Source organism: Ruegeria sp. BF10 (assembly GCF_056538725.1).
The window spans coordinates 101,810-114,510 of record NZ_JBQFTR010000001.1 but is presented as its reverse complement, the minus strand read 5'-3'; the positions used below and the strand labels follow the sequence as shown (position 1 = coordinate 114,510).

Annotated in this window: 16 protein-coding genes; 11 read left to right on the top strand and 5 right to left on the bottom strand. The window is 58.4% G+C overall.

Features of this window, described 5'->3' with window-relative positions; translation table 11 throughout:
• The first annotated feature begins 7 nt into the window (after positions 1-7).
• From ACR0DJ_RS00625 to yddG, 10 genes are all read left to right on the top strand, one after another.
• Positions 8-370: a hypothetical protein gene (locus ACR0DJ_RS00625; RefSeq protein WP_480683563.1), complete on the top strand. Its 363-nt coding sequence runs from the start codon at positions 8-10 to the stop codon at positions 368-370.
• 87 nt (positions 371-457) lie between these two features.
• A complete protein-coding gene (locus tag ACR0DJ_RS00620; RefSeq protein WP_480683562.1) occupies positions 458-787 on the top strand; it encodes a hypothetical protein in 330 nt (109 codons plus the stop codon).
• A 59-nt stretch (positions 788-846) separates the two neighbouring features.
• The gene (locus ACR0DJ_RS00615) at positions 847-1,233 is read left to right on the top strand and encodes a hypothetical protein (protein ID WP_480683561.1); all 387 of its coding nucleotides are present in this window, start codon (positions 847-849) and stop codon (positions 1,231-1,233) included.
• Positions 1,230-2,201: a sterol desaturase family protein gene (locus tag ACR0DJ_RS00610; RefSeq protein WP_170346335.1), complete on the top strand. Its 972-nt coding sequence runs from the start codon at positions 1,230-1,232 to the stop codon at positions 2,199-2,201. Before ACR0DJ_RS00615 ends, ACR0DJ_RS00610 begins: the two co-directional genes overlap by 4 nt.
• Before the next feature lie 94 nt (positions 2,202-2,295).
• The gene (locus ACR0DJ_RS00605; protein ID WP_170346334.1) at positions 2,296-2,484 is read left to right on the top strand and encodes a hypothetical protein; all 189 of its coding nucleotides are present in this window, start codon (positions 2,296-2,298) and stop codon (positions 2,482-2,484) included.
• Between the two features lie 103 nt (positions 2,485-2,587).
• The gene (locus tag ACR0DJ_RS00600; protein WP_257599937.1) at positions 2,588-3,421 is read left to right on the top strand and encodes an EAL domain-containing protein; all 834 of its coding nucleotides are present in this window, start codon (positions 2,588-2,590) and stop codon (positions 3,419-3,421) included.
• Positions 3,422-3,611: 190 nt separating this feature from the next.
• A complete protein-coding gene (locus tag ACR0DJ_RS00595) occupies positions 3,612-4,787 on the top strand; it encodes an acetyl-CoA C-acetyltransferase (RefSeq protein WP_480683560.1) in 1,176 nt (391 codons plus the stop codon).
• Between the two features lie 186 nt (positions 4,788-4,973).
• Positions 4,974-5,696: an acetoacetyl-CoA reductase gene (gene phbB, locus ACR0DJ_RS00590; protein ID WP_425078962.1), complete on the top strand. Its 723-nt coding sequence runs from the start codon at positions 4,974-4,976 to the stop codon at positions 5,694-5,696.
• A 299-nt stretch (positions 5,697-5,995) separates the two neighbouring features.
• Positions 5,996-6,943, top strand: a complete 948-nt coding sequence (locus ACR0DJ_RS00585) for a transcriptional regulator GcvA (protein ID WP_170346330.1) — start codon at positions 5,996-5,998, stop codon at positions 6,941-6,943.
• Positions 6,940-7,806 (top strand): aromatic amino acid exporter YddG, encoded by an 867-nt coding sequence (gene yddG / locus ACR0DJ_RS00580; RefSeq protein WP_480683559.1) that lies wholly within the window; start codon positions 6,940-6,942, stop codon positions 7,804-7,806. The genes ACR0DJ_RS00585 and yddG overlap by 4 nt, the downstream gene beginning before the upstream one ends.
• Here the strand turns inward: yddG and ACR0DJ_RS00575 are convergent.
• The 3 genes from ACR0DJ_RS00575 to ACR0DJ_RS00565 form a co-directional block, all read right to left on the bottom strand.
• A complete protein-coding gene (locus ACR0DJ_RS00575; RefSeq protein WP_170346328.1) occupies positions 7,803-7,967 on the bottom strand; it encodes a YdcH family protein in 165 nt (54 codons plus the stop codon). The two genes, yddG and ACR0DJ_RS00575, sit on opposite strands and share 4 nt — an antisense overlap.
• 115 nt (positions 7,968-8,082) lie before the next feature.
• On the bottom strand, positions 8,083-8,862 hold the full coding sequence (locus ACR0DJ_RS00570; RefSeq protein ID WP_480683558.1) for a tRNA1(Val) (adenine(37)-N6)-methyltransferase: 780 nt from the start codon (positions 8,860-8,862) through the stop codon (positions 8,083-8,085).
• Positions 8,859-9,074 (bottom strand): putative signal transducing protein, encoded by a 216-nt coding sequence (locus tag ACR0DJ_RS00565; RefSeq protein ID WP_152456800.1) that lies wholly within the window; start codon positions 9,072-9,074, stop codon positions 8,859-8,861. The genes ACR0DJ_RS00570 and ACR0DJ_RS00565 overlap by 4 nt, the downstream gene beginning before the upstream one ends.
• A gap of 56 nt (positions 9,075-9,130) precedes the next feature.
• Here ACR0DJ_RS00565 and ACR0DJ_RS00560 point away from each other — a divergent pair, with 56 nt between their 5' ends.
• On the top strand, positions 9,131-10,129 hold the full coding sequence (locus ACR0DJ_RS00560; RefSeq protein WP_257599934.1) for a polyprenyl synthetase family protein: 999 nt from the start codon (positions 9,131-9,133) through the stop codon (positions 10,127-10,129).
• Here ACR0DJ_RS00560 and ACR0DJ_RS00555 read toward each other — a convergent pair.
• Positions 10,122-10,943 (bottom strand): 4-(cytidine 5'-diphospho)-2-C-methyl-D-erythritol kinase, encoded by an 822-nt coding sequence (locus ACR0DJ_RS00555; protein ID WP_480683557.1) that lies wholly within the window; start codon positions 10,941-10,943, stop codon positions 10,122-10,124. The genes ACR0DJ_RS00560 and ACR0DJ_RS00555 overlap by 8 nt on opposite strands.
• On the bottom strand, positions 10,933-12,603 hold the full coding sequence (locus ACR0DJ_RS00550) for a tetratricopeptide repeat protein (RefSeq protein WP_480684746.1): 1,671 nt from the start codon (positions 12,601-12,603) through the stop codon (positions 10,933-10,935). The genes ACR0DJ_RS00555 and ACR0DJ_RS00550 overlap by 11 nt, the downstream gene beginning before the upstream one ends.
• Between the last annotated feature and the right edge of the window lie 98 nt (positions 12,604-12,701).

The following is a 12,701-nucleotide window of genomic DNA, read 5'->3' as shown; positions in this document are numbered from 1 at the left end:
GATTTTTATGAAACTCATTTTCAGTCTGGCAGCTGCAGCACTACTTGTCACCGGGCTAACGTCTGCCGCTGAAGCCAAAGAGCTGAAGAAACAAAAGCAATTTATCGAAGCTGTAGCGGGTAAAAAGCTTGTTAGCGGTGATACTTGGCTGATTATTTCCCCGGACGGAAAAATTGAAGGCGTGGGGCGAAACAACGTAAAGATAACCGGTGCCTGGGTCTGGAACAAACGTTTCTGGTGTAGGAATGTCGTCGCGGGTCAGAAGAAATTTCCTGAAGACTGCCTGAAGGTCAAAATTGACGGGTCTCAGGTGGAGTTCATTCGCAACAAAGGCAAAGGCGACGCCATAGTCTACACGATTGCCAATTAGGCACGCGGCTCTTTTCGATTCGTGTTACACTTGAGCCGGCCCCTATGGGCCGGTTTCCGTTTGCGACCTTAGAGAATGGAGGCAATGATGAAACCCGTCGTACTGCTGATCGGACGGTTGCCAAATGTGATCGGTGATGTGGCGCGGCAACTGGATCATCTGCCGATTCAGTGGCTGGGCGCACATGACACGGACGAGGTTCGAAAACAGCTGGATGCCGAGCCGCGGATTGCCTGCGCCATCTTGGGCGCGGGGCTTGACGACACGATCCGTGGTGAAATGGTGGGCATTATTGCCGCCCGCCGTCCGGATATCTGCATCCATCTGAAGGATCGTACATCCGGCCCCGAGGGTCTGGTGCCCTTCGTCGAACGTGTGGTGCAACACGAGATACTGGAACAGCTGGAAAACAGCTGACGCAACGCCACCTTTGACAGAGTTTCAACTCCTTTGCACTCTGCGCTCAGGAGGATGGAATGCCACTTGAAGTTCTACTGGCGCTGGTCGTCGGCGGCATAGCTGGCGTCACCCTGTTATTGCATCTCACCGGCAGGTCGCAGCAGGTGATGCTGACGCCCGACACTGCACGCTCACAATGGGCACGTCACTTTCCGGACGACGATGTGGTCGATGTCACGGTTTCCCATGATGGCCACGCCGCGGTGGTGCGCACCAGTACGGGCAATGGGTTGCTTTGGTCTTTCGGGGCCGACACCGTGGCCCGGCATCTGCTGGACTATGATCTTCTGGATCATCCGGAAGGCTTTGAGATTCTGTTTCACGAATTCTCGGTGCCCAAAACACTCATCCGACTGGACGAATTCGAACGCGATCACTGGCGTGACCTGATGGAGCCCGCATGACAGACCAGATTAGTTTTCCCGATGCGGTACAATGGGCCGTTCCTTTTTTCATCGCAGCAATTCTGGCCGAGTTTCTGTGGATCGCAGTCAAAGGCAAAGGCGGGCGCTATGAAACACGCGATGCGGTGACCTCTTTGATCATGGGCGCCGGAAACATCGCGTCGGGCTTTTTGCTGGGCTTTATCGCCTATGCGTTTTTCATGTGGCTGTGGCAAATCACGCCGATGAACCTGGGCACGTCAATTCCGGTTATCATCCTGTGCTTTGTCCTGGATGATCTGCGGTATTACTGGGTCCATCGCTTTGGCCATCGCATCCGCTGGGTCTGGGCCAGTCACGTAAACCATCACAGTTCACAGCACTACAACCTGACGACCGCGCTGCGGCAGACCTGGACCTATACGTTCACTTTCATGATGGTCGTACGCGCCCCGCTGATCCTGCTTGGGTTCCATCCGGCGATGGTTCTGTTCGTCGGCGGCCTCAATCTGATCTATCAGTTCTGGATTCACACCGAAGCCATCGGCAAGATGCCCCGCTGGTTCGAGGCGGTAATGAACACGCCCAGTCACCACCGCGCCCATCACGGCCGCAACGCGCGCTATCTGGATTGCAACTATGCCGGGGTGTTCATCATCTGGGACAAGCTGTTCGGCACCTTCGTCCCCGAGCAGGAGGACGACCGGGTGGACTATGGTCTGGTGCACAATATCGGCACCTTCAATCCCCTGCGGGTGGCCTTTCACGAATGGGTGGCCATCTGGCGCGACGCGACCCAGCCGGGCCTGACCCTGAAACAGCGGCTGGCCTACTGCTTTGCCCCACCGGGGTACAGCCACGATGGCAGCCGGGACAGTTCGGAACAGATCAAGGCCAAGCATCTGGCGCGCCATCCGGAAGATCGCGGAACGCCAGGTTTTGAGCATCTGGACAAAAAACTGCCCAGCGGACAAGCAGAACAGGCCTGAAACGGCCGGCTGAACCCTGCTTGTGCCTTGAAACTCGGCCATTCAACGCCATATCGGTCGACAGGCGCCGTGTATTGAGTGAGCGAGGGTCGGTATGAATCGTTTGGCAACCATTTCAACCTTTTTCGGCCTGTTCGGCCTGTTGATGGCCATGCTCGCAGCCCTTGGGGGCGCCGTTTCAGCCCTGATCGCGCTGGGTTTTGCAATGATGGCCCTAGGTGCGATGGGCGCAATACTTGGCGCCGCAGCCTCTTTGGCGCGCGCTTGGCAATCCACCCGCTGAGCCCCCGAGGCGGAAATTTTTCCGACCCCTTAACCGCAGATTCATCTCTTTGCCCCGAGACTGTGACCGGACACCTGTCCCGGACACATGGGAATCCGCGCTTATGGGAAACAAAAAACTGGCACATCTGCCTGAAGGGTCGGACAGCCCGTTGAATGCGGCAGTTTCGACACGGGATCGTTCGGTTGTGCAGATGGCAACCGATGCCGTGAAGCATAAGCAATGCAAACTGGCCTTTCAGCCGGTGATACAGGCGCACGCCCCTTACAGTGTCGCGTTTTACGAAGGGTTCATTCGGGTTCTGGACGAAACCGGCCGCGTCATCCCGGCCCGCGAATTCATGCCTCAGGTCGAAAACACGCCTATCGGCCGCGAACTCGACTGCGTGGCGCTGGAGCTTGGGCTGCGTACCTTGGCGAAGAACCCGGAAATACGCCTGTCGATCAACATGTCAGCCCGCTCGATCGGTTATTCCAACTGGTCGAGAATACTGGACAGGTTTCTGAAACGAGATGCCGGCTTGGGCGAACGGTTGATCCTCGAAATCTCCGAAAGCTCGGCCATGCAGGTACCTGAGCTGGTTGTCGATTTCATGGACCGATTGCAGGATCGTGGCATCGCCTTTGCGCTGGATGACTTTGGTGCCAGCAACTTCAGCTTCCGCCATTTTCGCGAGTTTCTGTTCGACGCAGCCAAAATCGATGGACAGTTCGTGCGGGGCATCAGCACCGACCCCGACAACCAGACATTGGTGCGGGCGCTGATCGCGGTGGCCCGTGAATTCGAAATTCTGGTCACGGCCGAATCGGTTGAAACACAGGAGGATGCAGCGTTTTTGGTGGCAAGTGGCGTGGATTGCCTGCAAGGATTCTTGTATGGCGCACCCAGCGTCGCGGAACCCTGGAAACAGGAAAACAAATCAAAAACAGGAAGTTGATTGCCTGCTCATCGACATTTTCCCACCTTTTCCGACACTGAGACAAGCTGCCCGTTGCTGCATGTGCAGCGTTGCGCTATTGCAAGGGTACTTGAGCGGGGGATCACGGGGCGCTCTTGTTTCGAGAGGACACCTCTTGACCTGCGCCGTCAGAAATTCCGCTGGCCCATGACGGTAAAGGACTGATCATATGACCAACGTAGTAATCGCATCCGCCGCACGAACAGGTGTCGGCAGCTTCAGTGGTTCGTTTGCGAACACCCCTGCCCATGATCTGGGCGCTGCCGTCCTGGAAGCAGTTGTCGAGCGCGCCGGAGTGGAAAAAGGCGAAGTCAGCGAAACCATCATGGGTCAGGTTCTGACTGCCGCCCAAGGCCAGAATCCCGCGCGTCAGGCGCATATCAATGCCGACCTGCCTCAGGAAAGCGCCGCATGGGGCATAAATCAGGTTTGTGGCTCGGGCCTGCGCGCCGTTGCTTTGGGCGCCCAGCATATTCAGCTGGGAGACGCGGAAATCGTCGCTGCTGGTGGTCAGGAAAACATGACCCTGTCACCCCACGCCGCCGCGCTGCGCGCCGGTCACAAGATGGGCGACATGAAATACATCGACACGATGATCCGCGATGGTCTTTGGGATGCTTTCAACGGCTATCACATGGGTCAGACTGCCGAGAATGTTGCAGAGAAATGGCAGATCAGCCGCGAAATGCAGGATGAATTCGCCGTCGCTTCGCAGAACAAAGCCGAAGCAGCCCAAAAGGCCGGCAAGTTCGCGGACGAAATCGTGCCCTTCACCATCAAGACCCGCAAGGGCGACATCGTGATGGACAAAGACGAATACATCCGTCATGGCGCGACCATGGAAGCCATGGCCAAACTGCGCCCGGCCTTCACCAAGGACGGTTCGGTCACCGCAGCCAACGCCTCGGGATTGAACGACGGTGCGGCCGCGACACTGCTGATGTCAGCCGAAAACGCGGAAAAGCGCGGAATCGAACCTCTTGCACGCATCGCGTCCTATGCGACCGCCGGTCTGGACCCGTCGATCATGGGCGTCGGCCCGATCTATGCATCGCGCAAAGCGCTGGAAAAAGCAGGCTGGTCGGTTGACGATCTGGACCTGGTCGAAGCCAACGAAGCCTTTGCCGCACAGGCCTGCGCCGTGAACAAGGACATGGGCTGGGATCCGTCGATCGTCAACGTAAACGGCGGCGCCATTGCCATCGGCCACCCGATCGGTGCTTCGGGGTGCCGTGTTTTGAACACCCTGCTGTTCGAAATGAAACGGCGCGATGCGAAAAAGGGTCTGGCGACCTTGTGCATCGGCGGCGGCATGGGCGTTGCCCTGTGTGTGGAGCGCGACTAAGCGCTTTGACAATCAAATAGAAATAGGCGCCCAGTTGGGCGCCTTTTTTGTTACATTGAGGTTCTAACCCTTGGATGCGACGATATTGCCGCCTGGAAACCAAGATTCACGACGAAACAATATTGCGCACGATCATCTCTCAGAGTAACAGCATTACCAAGACGACTAAAATTGAAGGAGTCATAAATGGCACGAACAGCTCTCGTAACCGGCGGTTCCCGCGGCATTGGCGCAGCAATTTCCAAGGCGCTCAAAGCCGAAGGGTATAACGTTGCGGCCACCTATGCGGGGAATGACGAAGCCGCTGCAAAATTCACCGAAGAAACCGGGATCAAGACCTACAAGTGGAACGTCGCGGATTACGACGAATCCAAAGCGGGCATCGAACAGGTCGAAGCCGAAGTTGGCCCCATCGATGTGGTCGTCGCCAATGCAGGCATCACCCGCGATGCTCCGTTCCACAAAATGACCCCCGACCAGTGGAAGGACGTGATCGACACCAACCTGACCGGTGTGTTCAACACCGTACACCCCATCTGGCCCGGCATGCGCGAGCGCAAGTTCGGCCGTGTCATCGTCATCAGCTCGATCAACGGTCAGAAAGGCCAATTCGCTCAGGTGAACTATGCTGCGACCAAGGCCGGCGACCTGGGCATCGTGAAATCTTTGGCGCAGGAAGGCGCGCGGGCGGGCATCACTGCCAACGCGATCTGCCCCGGCTATATCGCAACCGAAATGGTCATGGCTGTGCCCGAGAAGGTGCGCGAGTCCATCATTGGCCAGATCCCGGCCGGCCGCTTGGGTGAGCCAGAGGAAATCGCCCGCTGCGTGGTCTTCCTGGCATCGGACGATTCGCAGTTCATCAACGGTTCGACGATCTCGGCCAACGGTGCGCAATTCTTCGTCTGATCCAGAGTTGTGAACAAAAAACGGGCCGGTCCTTTTGGGCCGGCCCTTTCTGATCCCGTAAGAACGCGCGCGCTGCGATCAGCGGGAACCGAATATCCATCCCCAAAACTGCCAGACCACCCTGCTGCGCTCTTGATGGGCACGCAGGATCGCCATCTGGGCGGCGGGATTCGTCGTCATCTCGATCATGGCAGTCTCCTTTTTCAAGTCAGTTTTGTTTGACCTGATGTGAATATGAGGGTTACGAATGAAAGCGACAAACGAGCTTTCTTGGATCTTCAGTTAAGATTTACTTCACTATGAGTGACTATCTTCCTCCGCTGACCGCGTTGCGTGCTTTTGACGCCGCGGCCCGGCACATGTCTTTTGCGAAGGCGGCGGAAGAGCTGCATGTGACACCAGCTGCCCTGTCCTTTCAGATCAAGTCGCTTGAAGAACACCTTGGACGTCCGCTGTTCCGCCGCCTGAACCGCGCCGTAGAACTGACCGAGGCGGGCCGTGCCCTTGCGCCCGGTGCGGCAGAAGGGTTTGCCACCTTGCAATCCGCGTGGCGCGCAGTGCGCAGACAGGAAGATGACACAAGCCTGACCGTCACCGCGGGCCCTGCTTTGACCGCCAAGTGGCTGGCGCCGCGGCTCTATGAATTTGCCCGGGCGCATCCCGAGATCGATCTGAAATTCTCGGCCACGCTACGCAACATGGATCTGGAGCGGGACGATGTGGATGTCGCCATCCGGTTCGGGAATTCAGCCGATGACGGGCTGTATTCCGTTCCCGTCAGAAAGGAATGGCTGACCCCTGTCATGACCCCGGAGTTGGCGGAACAATTCACCACGCCGGGCAGCCTTGAAGCGGCCCCACTGATCCATGACGATTCGATCAGTTTTCTGACCCCGCCCTGCGATTGGCCCGCTTGGTTCCGTGCCGTGGGAATGGATTTTACCCCGACACATGGCGCGCATTTTTCCAATGCAGATCACGCGATTGATGCCGCTGTTGCCGGTGTCGGCGTGGCACTGGGGCGACGCGCCATGATTCTCAAGGACCTGACCGAAGGCCGCTTGGTTGCACCGTTCAAGGTGGCACTGGAAACACAAGGCCGGTTCCGGTTTCTTTGCCTGCCGGGGGCCGAAAAGAAACCTCAGATCGCAGCGTTTCGCGATTGGTTCCTGACCGAGATTGAAAAAACCGCGCATATATCGGATGAGTTCAAAATCATACCGATTGAAGAGGTTTCCCACCCATGACCAAAATGCGCGCAACGGCCATCGGTTTCGTGGCTGTCTTGCTATGGGCCTTGCTGGCGTTGTTCACCGTCGGGTCGGCGCCTACGCCGCCCCTGCTGCTGAACACGATCTGCTTTTCGATTGGCGGTGCGCTTGGGCTTGTCTGGGCGATGGTGACAGGTGGTCTGAGCGATCTAAAGCGAGTACCCTGGACGACCTACCTGTTTGGCGCATTGGGCCTGTTTGGCTATCACGCGCTGTATTTTTCGGCCTTGCGCATGGCACCGGCTGCCGAGGCCGGGCTGATCGCTTATCTCTGGCCTCTGCTCATTGTGCTTCTGTCAGGGATGTTGCCGGGTGAACATCTGCGTATTGGCCACCTGATCGGGGCCTGCCTTGGATTTGCAGGGGCCGCTGTGATCATTGCCGGAGGTGGCGGCGCGGGCTTTCAGGCCCAATACCTGCCCGGATATGCACTGGCCTTGCTGTGCGCACTGACATGGTCGGGCTATTCCGTTCTATCACGCAGATTGGAGGGCACGCCGACCAGTTCCGTCGCAATTTTCTGCCTTGCGGCTGCGCTCGCCTCGGGTCTGCTGCATCTGGCGGTGGAAGACACTGAACTGCCCGATACGGCACTGGGCTGGGCGTCGGTGCTGGCACTCGGCCTTGGGCCCGTCGGGCTGGCGTTCTACGTCTGGGACATAGGCGTCAAGCAAGGCGACATACAAATCCTCGGAACCTCATCCTATGCGGCCCCGTTGTTGTCGACCCTAGCTTTGGTGGTGGCCGGGATCGCCGCCCCATCCTGGGGGCTTGCGATCGCGGCCTTCCTGATCACCGGCGGAGCCTTGATAGCGGCCCGCGCCAGCCTGAAAACTTAAGCGGACAGGCGTTCGATCTCTTCTTTCAGCTTGAGCTTCTGTTTTTTCAGCTGAGCAATATGGAGATCATCGATACCTGGCGAGCGTTGGGCTTCTTCCACTTCCAGACCGAGAGATTCGTGCTTTTTCTTCAGTTCCGTCAGATGTGCGCTCACGCTCATTGCGATCCTCCTTGTTTATGTGTCTGTATGTCACGTAAGAATTTGACCACATCGTTTCCACCCTGTCACGCTGCAGACGCACAGAATCTGTAACAAATCCGACAAATTCGGCTGGTCATTGCCGATGGCACAAGTTCCGAGGCAACGGAGCGGCCTGTCGAAGCACGGCAGAGACCGCCTCGGTATAGCTGTCACCGTCCTTTTCGTGGCGCTCACCGGCGTGCAGAATCAAAGGCGCATGCAGACGAAATGCCGCGCGTCCCCCTTTGCGGGCGCTCAGGATGACCAGCTCGGCCTGGCGGCCCGCCCGCGCGCTGAGCGGCAGCACCTCGATGGAACCCAGTTTCCCCTCACATGCCGTCAGCATATCGGGAAGACGGTCGGCTTTCTGTATCATGTGCAGGAACCCCCGAGGGGCAAGGCGTTTGGCCGCAACAGTAATCCAGTCGATCAGCGGCGTATCTTCGCCCAGGGCAATGCTCCGCCCTGTGTCGCTGGCGGGGCTATGCGCCCCCGCACGGTAATAGGGCGGGTTCGCTATAACGTGATCAAAGTGACGCTGTCGGAGGTCATCAGGCAAAGCGTTCAGGTCAGCCTCGATCACGTCCAGATCACAGCCGTTGATATCCGAGTTGCGGCGGGCCAGATCCGCATAGGCCGGTTGCAATTCGATCCCAACCAATTGCAGCCCCGGTACCCGCGCGGACAGGCACAGAATGGCGGCCCCCGCGCCACACCCCAGTTCCAGCACGGCTTGCCCGGCCTTTGCAGGGACGGATGCGGCAAGCAGAACAGGGTCTACCCCGGCGCGGTAACCTGACGCAGGTTGCAGCAATCGCACCCGACCACCAAGGAAATCGTTGCACGTCAATTCATTGTCGTCGAAGCGCATCATCGGCCCAGCGGGATCTCGTTGTCGCGCATCACACGCTCGGCCCGGGTCAGGTCTTCGGACCGAACCATCAGACGTCGGGGGAATATTCCGATACCACCTTCGAGGATGCTCATATTTACGTCCATCTGAAAGCAGTCTATATCCTCGCCCTCAAGGAGAGCGGATGCAAAGGCCAGGATCGTCGGATCGGTACTGCGCAACAGTTCTTTCATGGGGATGGATGTAAGGGCAAGGCGAGGCGAAAGTCGAGTCTTGTATCAGGAGTGTGATGACCGTCGACATGATCTCAAAACCGCATGAGCGTCTCGCTGAAATTCTGGCGGGTGAGATGGAGGCCGTGAACGGGCTGATCCGCACGCGGATGGCGTCGGACCATGCGCCACGTATCCCCGAAGTGACGCAGCACCTGGTCGAAGCCGGTGGAAAACGCCTGCGCCCGATGCTGACACTGGCCGCAGCACGCCTGTTTGGCTATTCCGGCGACCACCATGTGCGCCTTGCGGCGACGGTCGAGTTCATCCACACCGCCACCCTGCTGCATGACGACGTCGTGGATGAAAGCGCACAGCGACGGGGCCGCCCGACCGCCAATCTGCTGTGGGACAACAAATCCAGTGTTCTGGTTGGCGACTACCTGTTTTCACGCAGTTTCCAATTGATGGTGGAAACGGGCTCGCTTCGGGTTCTGGATATCCTGGCCAATGCCTCTGCAACCATTGCCGAAGGCGAAGTGCTGCAAATGACGGCCGCAACCGATCTGCGTACGGATGAAAGCGTTTATCTTCAGGTCGTGCGCGGCAAGACGGCGGCCTTGTTTTCAGCCGCGACCGAAGTGGGCGGCGTGATCGCAGGCGCCTCGGAAGAGCAGGTCAAAGCGCTTTTCGCCTATGGCGATTCCCTGGGGATCGCGTTCCAGATTGCCGATGACCTGCTGGATTATCAGGGCGACAGCAAAGCGACCGGGAAGAATGTTGGCGATGACTTCCGTGAACGGAAACTGACCCTGCCCGTCATCAAAGCCGTGGCGCAATCCACGCCGGAAGAACGCGCCTTCTGGGAGCGCACGATCGAAAAAGGCCGCCAACAGGACGGGGATCTGGATCAGGCGCTGGGTCTGATGAACAAATACGCCACGCTGGAAGAAACCCGGCAAGACGCATTGGGTTGGGCAAACAAGGCCAAAGCCGCTTTGGATGTATTGCCTGACCACGAAATTCGCGGTCTGCTACGCGAATTGGCCGATTACGTGGTTTCACGTCTCAATTGAGCTGCGTGGCGCGGCACCACCAATCAGGATGGGCTGCGCCGACCTCATAGGCGGCAAAATGCGCGTCTTTCATCGTCGGATACAGCGCAAAACAGGTTGATCCTGACCCTGACATGCGCACCACGAGCGCGCGATTGGTCATCTTCAACTCGTCCAACACCTGTTCAATCTCGGGTGCGACATTCATGGCGGGCACTTCCAGATCGTTGCGTTGATTGCGCAGCCACTGGGCGCACTCATCGGCATTGTCAAACTCAGGCGTGATTTCAGGCATTGGCGGATTGTCTCTGATCGCCAGCGCGTTGAAAACGGCACCGGTGGGCACCTGTACATTCGGGTTGACCAAAAGGGCGGGCAGGTGCGGAAGGTTCACCGCCGTCAAACGATCACCAATGCCCTGCATTCTGATCGCCCGACCTTCCAGGCAGACGGGGACATCCGCCCCCAATGACAACGGCAGGCCCTGCGGGAGGTCGCAGCCCTGATCTGCCAGGGCCCCAAGCGTGGCCGCGGCATCAGACGACCCTCCACCAATGCCCGCCCCATGGGGCAAGGACTTGGTCAGTTGAATATGACCGGTCCAACCGACAGCTTCTGCCGCCCTCCAGACCAGATTTCGGCTGTCCGTGGGGACTCCGCCGGCAAACTCGCCGCGCACGTCCATGGACAACTCGGGGCCGGGGCTGAATGTCAGCCGATCACCCAGATCGGCGAATACAACCAGCGAATCCAACAGGTGATAGCCGTCGTCTCGACGGCCGGTCACATGAAGGGTCAGGTTGATCTTGGCGGGCGCAAACGCCTTAATTTCCATTGGCGACTTTCAATGGCTCCGAACCTTCTTCGGCCAGAACGGCATCCAGCCCCACTTCGATCTTGCGCCGGATCCGATCCGGGTCGGCTTCGCCGTCCGTGTCTTCCGGATCGATAAAGGACAGGGCGCGACGCCACTGGAACTCGGCCTCGCGCGCGCGCCCTACAGCCCAATAGACGTCACCCAGATGATCGTTGACCACTGGATCCACCGGCATCAGCTCAACTGCACGTTCCATATGTTCGACGGCCTCGTCGTAACGCCCCAGACGGAACAGAACCCAGCCCAGACTGTCCACGATATAGCCACTGTCCGGACGCGCAGCTACGGCGCGCTCGATCATGTCCAATGCTTCGTCCAGCTTTTCCTTGCGCTCTACCAGCGAATACCCCAGGTAATTCAGAACCTGGGGCTGATCCGGGTTCAATTCCAGCGCCCGGCGGAAATCAGCTTCGGCCTGATCCCAGTGCTTCAACCTTTCATGGCTGATTCCTCGCGCGTAATGCAGGAACCAATTCCCACCCGCCGCGCCATCCGTCAGGGCGATCGCAGTGTCATAAGAGGCCACGGCAGCGGCATAGTTTTCCTGTCGGCGCTGCAAGTCTGCCAAAGCGACATGCACACCCGGAAAATCAGGGTCCTGCGCAGCCAGGTTTTGCAACACCTCGACGGCCGCATCGGTTTTTCCCGAACGGTCCAGAACTTCGGCCCGGCCCAATTCGGCTGCATGGTGATCGTTGCTGTCCGCCGGGACCAGGCGGTACGCTTCAACCGCCAAATCATATTGCTGCAAGTTATCCAGCAGGTCCGCACTCAGCAAAATGGCATCCACATGATCGGGGCGCAGGAAACTGGCCAGGCGTGCGTACAGCAGAACGTAATCGGGCGAAGCTTCGCTGTTCAACGCGGCACCGACGGTAAAGAATATTTCGGCCATGCCGTCCTGAGCGGATCGGACATGAGTGAACGGCAGTGTTTCACCCGCCGCCAACTGGCTCAAATACGCCTCGATGGTCGGGTCACTGCCCGCCACAAAAACATTGTCCAGAAACTGAATGGCGTCTTCGTTGCGATCCAGCTGTGACAGAATCTCGGTGCGGGCCAAGGCGGCACGACGAGAGAACCGGGCAACCGTTCCATCATTGTCCGCAAGTATCGCCTCGGCGCCTTCGAAATCACCGATAGACGCCAAAGCCATCGCCTTGTGGTAAAGCGCGAATTCCCTGAGACCATCCTGTGTGGCGACGGAATCGAACTGTTCCATCGCTTTCGTCATCTCACCCTGTCCCAGATGGGCCCAGGCGATCATCAGGCCGTCAACAAGGGGGCCAACTCCCTGTGTTTCAGGGTCACGGGCCAGCAGGTCGTCAAATTTCCCCTCGGCGATCAGATTGGCCGAAATCACCATACGCGCAGCCTGGCTGGGCAGGTTGGCTTCTTCGATCTGCTGGGCGATCGGCAGCGCGCGCGCCACTTCCCCCAAAGCGATGCGCGCGACGACAACACTTTCCTGCAACAGCGCATTTTGGGGATCAAACCTGAGGGCCTGAGCGTAGTACCTTTCAGCGGCAGAATAGTCGTTTTCGTAAATCGCCTGCCGCCCGGCCAGATATGACCCGGCACCCGTTTCCGAATAGGCCGGAACTGCGACCGACGACATGAACAGCACGGACAAAGCCGCGCGACGAACCAGGGAAAACACCGAAATCCTGCCTTGCTATCGTTGACTGAGGGGTAAGCTAGGGCTTCGGCAGGCAA

Excerpts from the sequence above, each read along its gene's own strand:
- ACR0DJ_RS00625 (WP_480683563.1), top strand. The coding sequence starts at position 8 with ATGAAACTCATTTTCAGTCTGGCAGCTGCAGCACTACTTGTCACCGGG.
- ACR0DJ_RS00620 (WP_480683562.1), top strand. The coding sequence starts at position 458 with ATGAAACCCGTCGTACTGCTGATCGGACGGTTGCCAAATGTGATCGGT.
- ACR0DJ_RS00615 (WP_480683561.1), top strand. The coding sequence starts at position 847 with ATGCCACTTGAAGTTCTACTGGCGCTGGTCGTCGGCGGCATAGCTGGC.
- ACR0DJ_RS00610 (WP_170346335.1), top strand. The coding sequence starts at position 1,230 with ATGACAGACCAGATTAGTTTTCCCGATGCGGTACAATGGGCCGTTCCT.
- ACR0DJ_RS00605 (WP_170346334.1), top strand. The coding sequence starts at position 2,296 with ATGAATCGTTTGGCAACCATTTCAACCTTTTTCGGCCTGTTCGGCCTG.
- ACR0DJ_RS00600 (WP_257599937.1), top strand. The coding sequence starts at position 2,588 with ATGGGAAACAAAAAACTGGCACATCTGCCTGAAGGGTCGGACAGCCCG.
- ACR0DJ_RS00595 (WP_480683560.1), top strand. The coding sequence starts at position 3,612 with ATGACCAACGTAGTAATCGCATCCGCCGCACGAACAGGTGTCGGCAGC.
- phbB (WP_425078962.1), top strand. The coding sequence starts at position 4,974 with ATGGCACGAACAGCTCTCGTAACCGGCGGTTCCCGCGGCATTGGCGCA.
- ACR0DJ_RS00585 (WP_170346330.1), top strand. The coding sequence starts at position 5,996 with ATGAGTGACTATCTTCCTCCGCTGACCGCGTTGCGTGCTTTTGACGCC.
- yddG (WP_480683559.1), top strand. The coding sequence starts at position 6,940 with ATGACCAAAATGCGCGCAACGGCCATCGGTTTCGTGGCTGTCTTGCTA.
- ACR0DJ_RS00575 (WP_170346328.1), bottom strand. The coding sequence starts at position 7,967 with ATGAGCGTGAGCGCACATCTGACGGAACTGAAGAAAAAGCACGAATCT.
- ACR0DJ_RS00570 (WP_480683558.1), bottom strand. The coding sequence starts at position 8,862 with ATGATGCGCTTCGACGACAATGAATTGACGTGCAACGATTTCCTTGGT.
- ACR0DJ_RS00565 (WP_152456800.1), bottom strand. The coding sequence starts at position 9,074 with ATGAAAGAACTGTTGCGCAGTACCGATCCGACGATCCTGGCCTTTGCA.
- ACR0DJ_RS00560 (WP_257599934.1), top strand. The coding sequence starts at position 9,131 with ATGACCGTCGACATGATCTCAAAACCGCATGAGCGTCTCGCTGAAATT.
- ACR0DJ_RS00555 (WP_480683557.1), bottom strand. The coding sequence starts at position 10,943 with ATGGAAATTAAGGCGTTTGCGCCCGCCAAGATCAACCTGACCCTTCAT.
- ACR0DJ_RS00550 (WP_480684746.1), bottom strand. The coding sequence starts at position 12,603 with ATGTCGTCGGTCGCAGTTCCGGCCTATTCGGAAACGGGTGCCGGGTCA.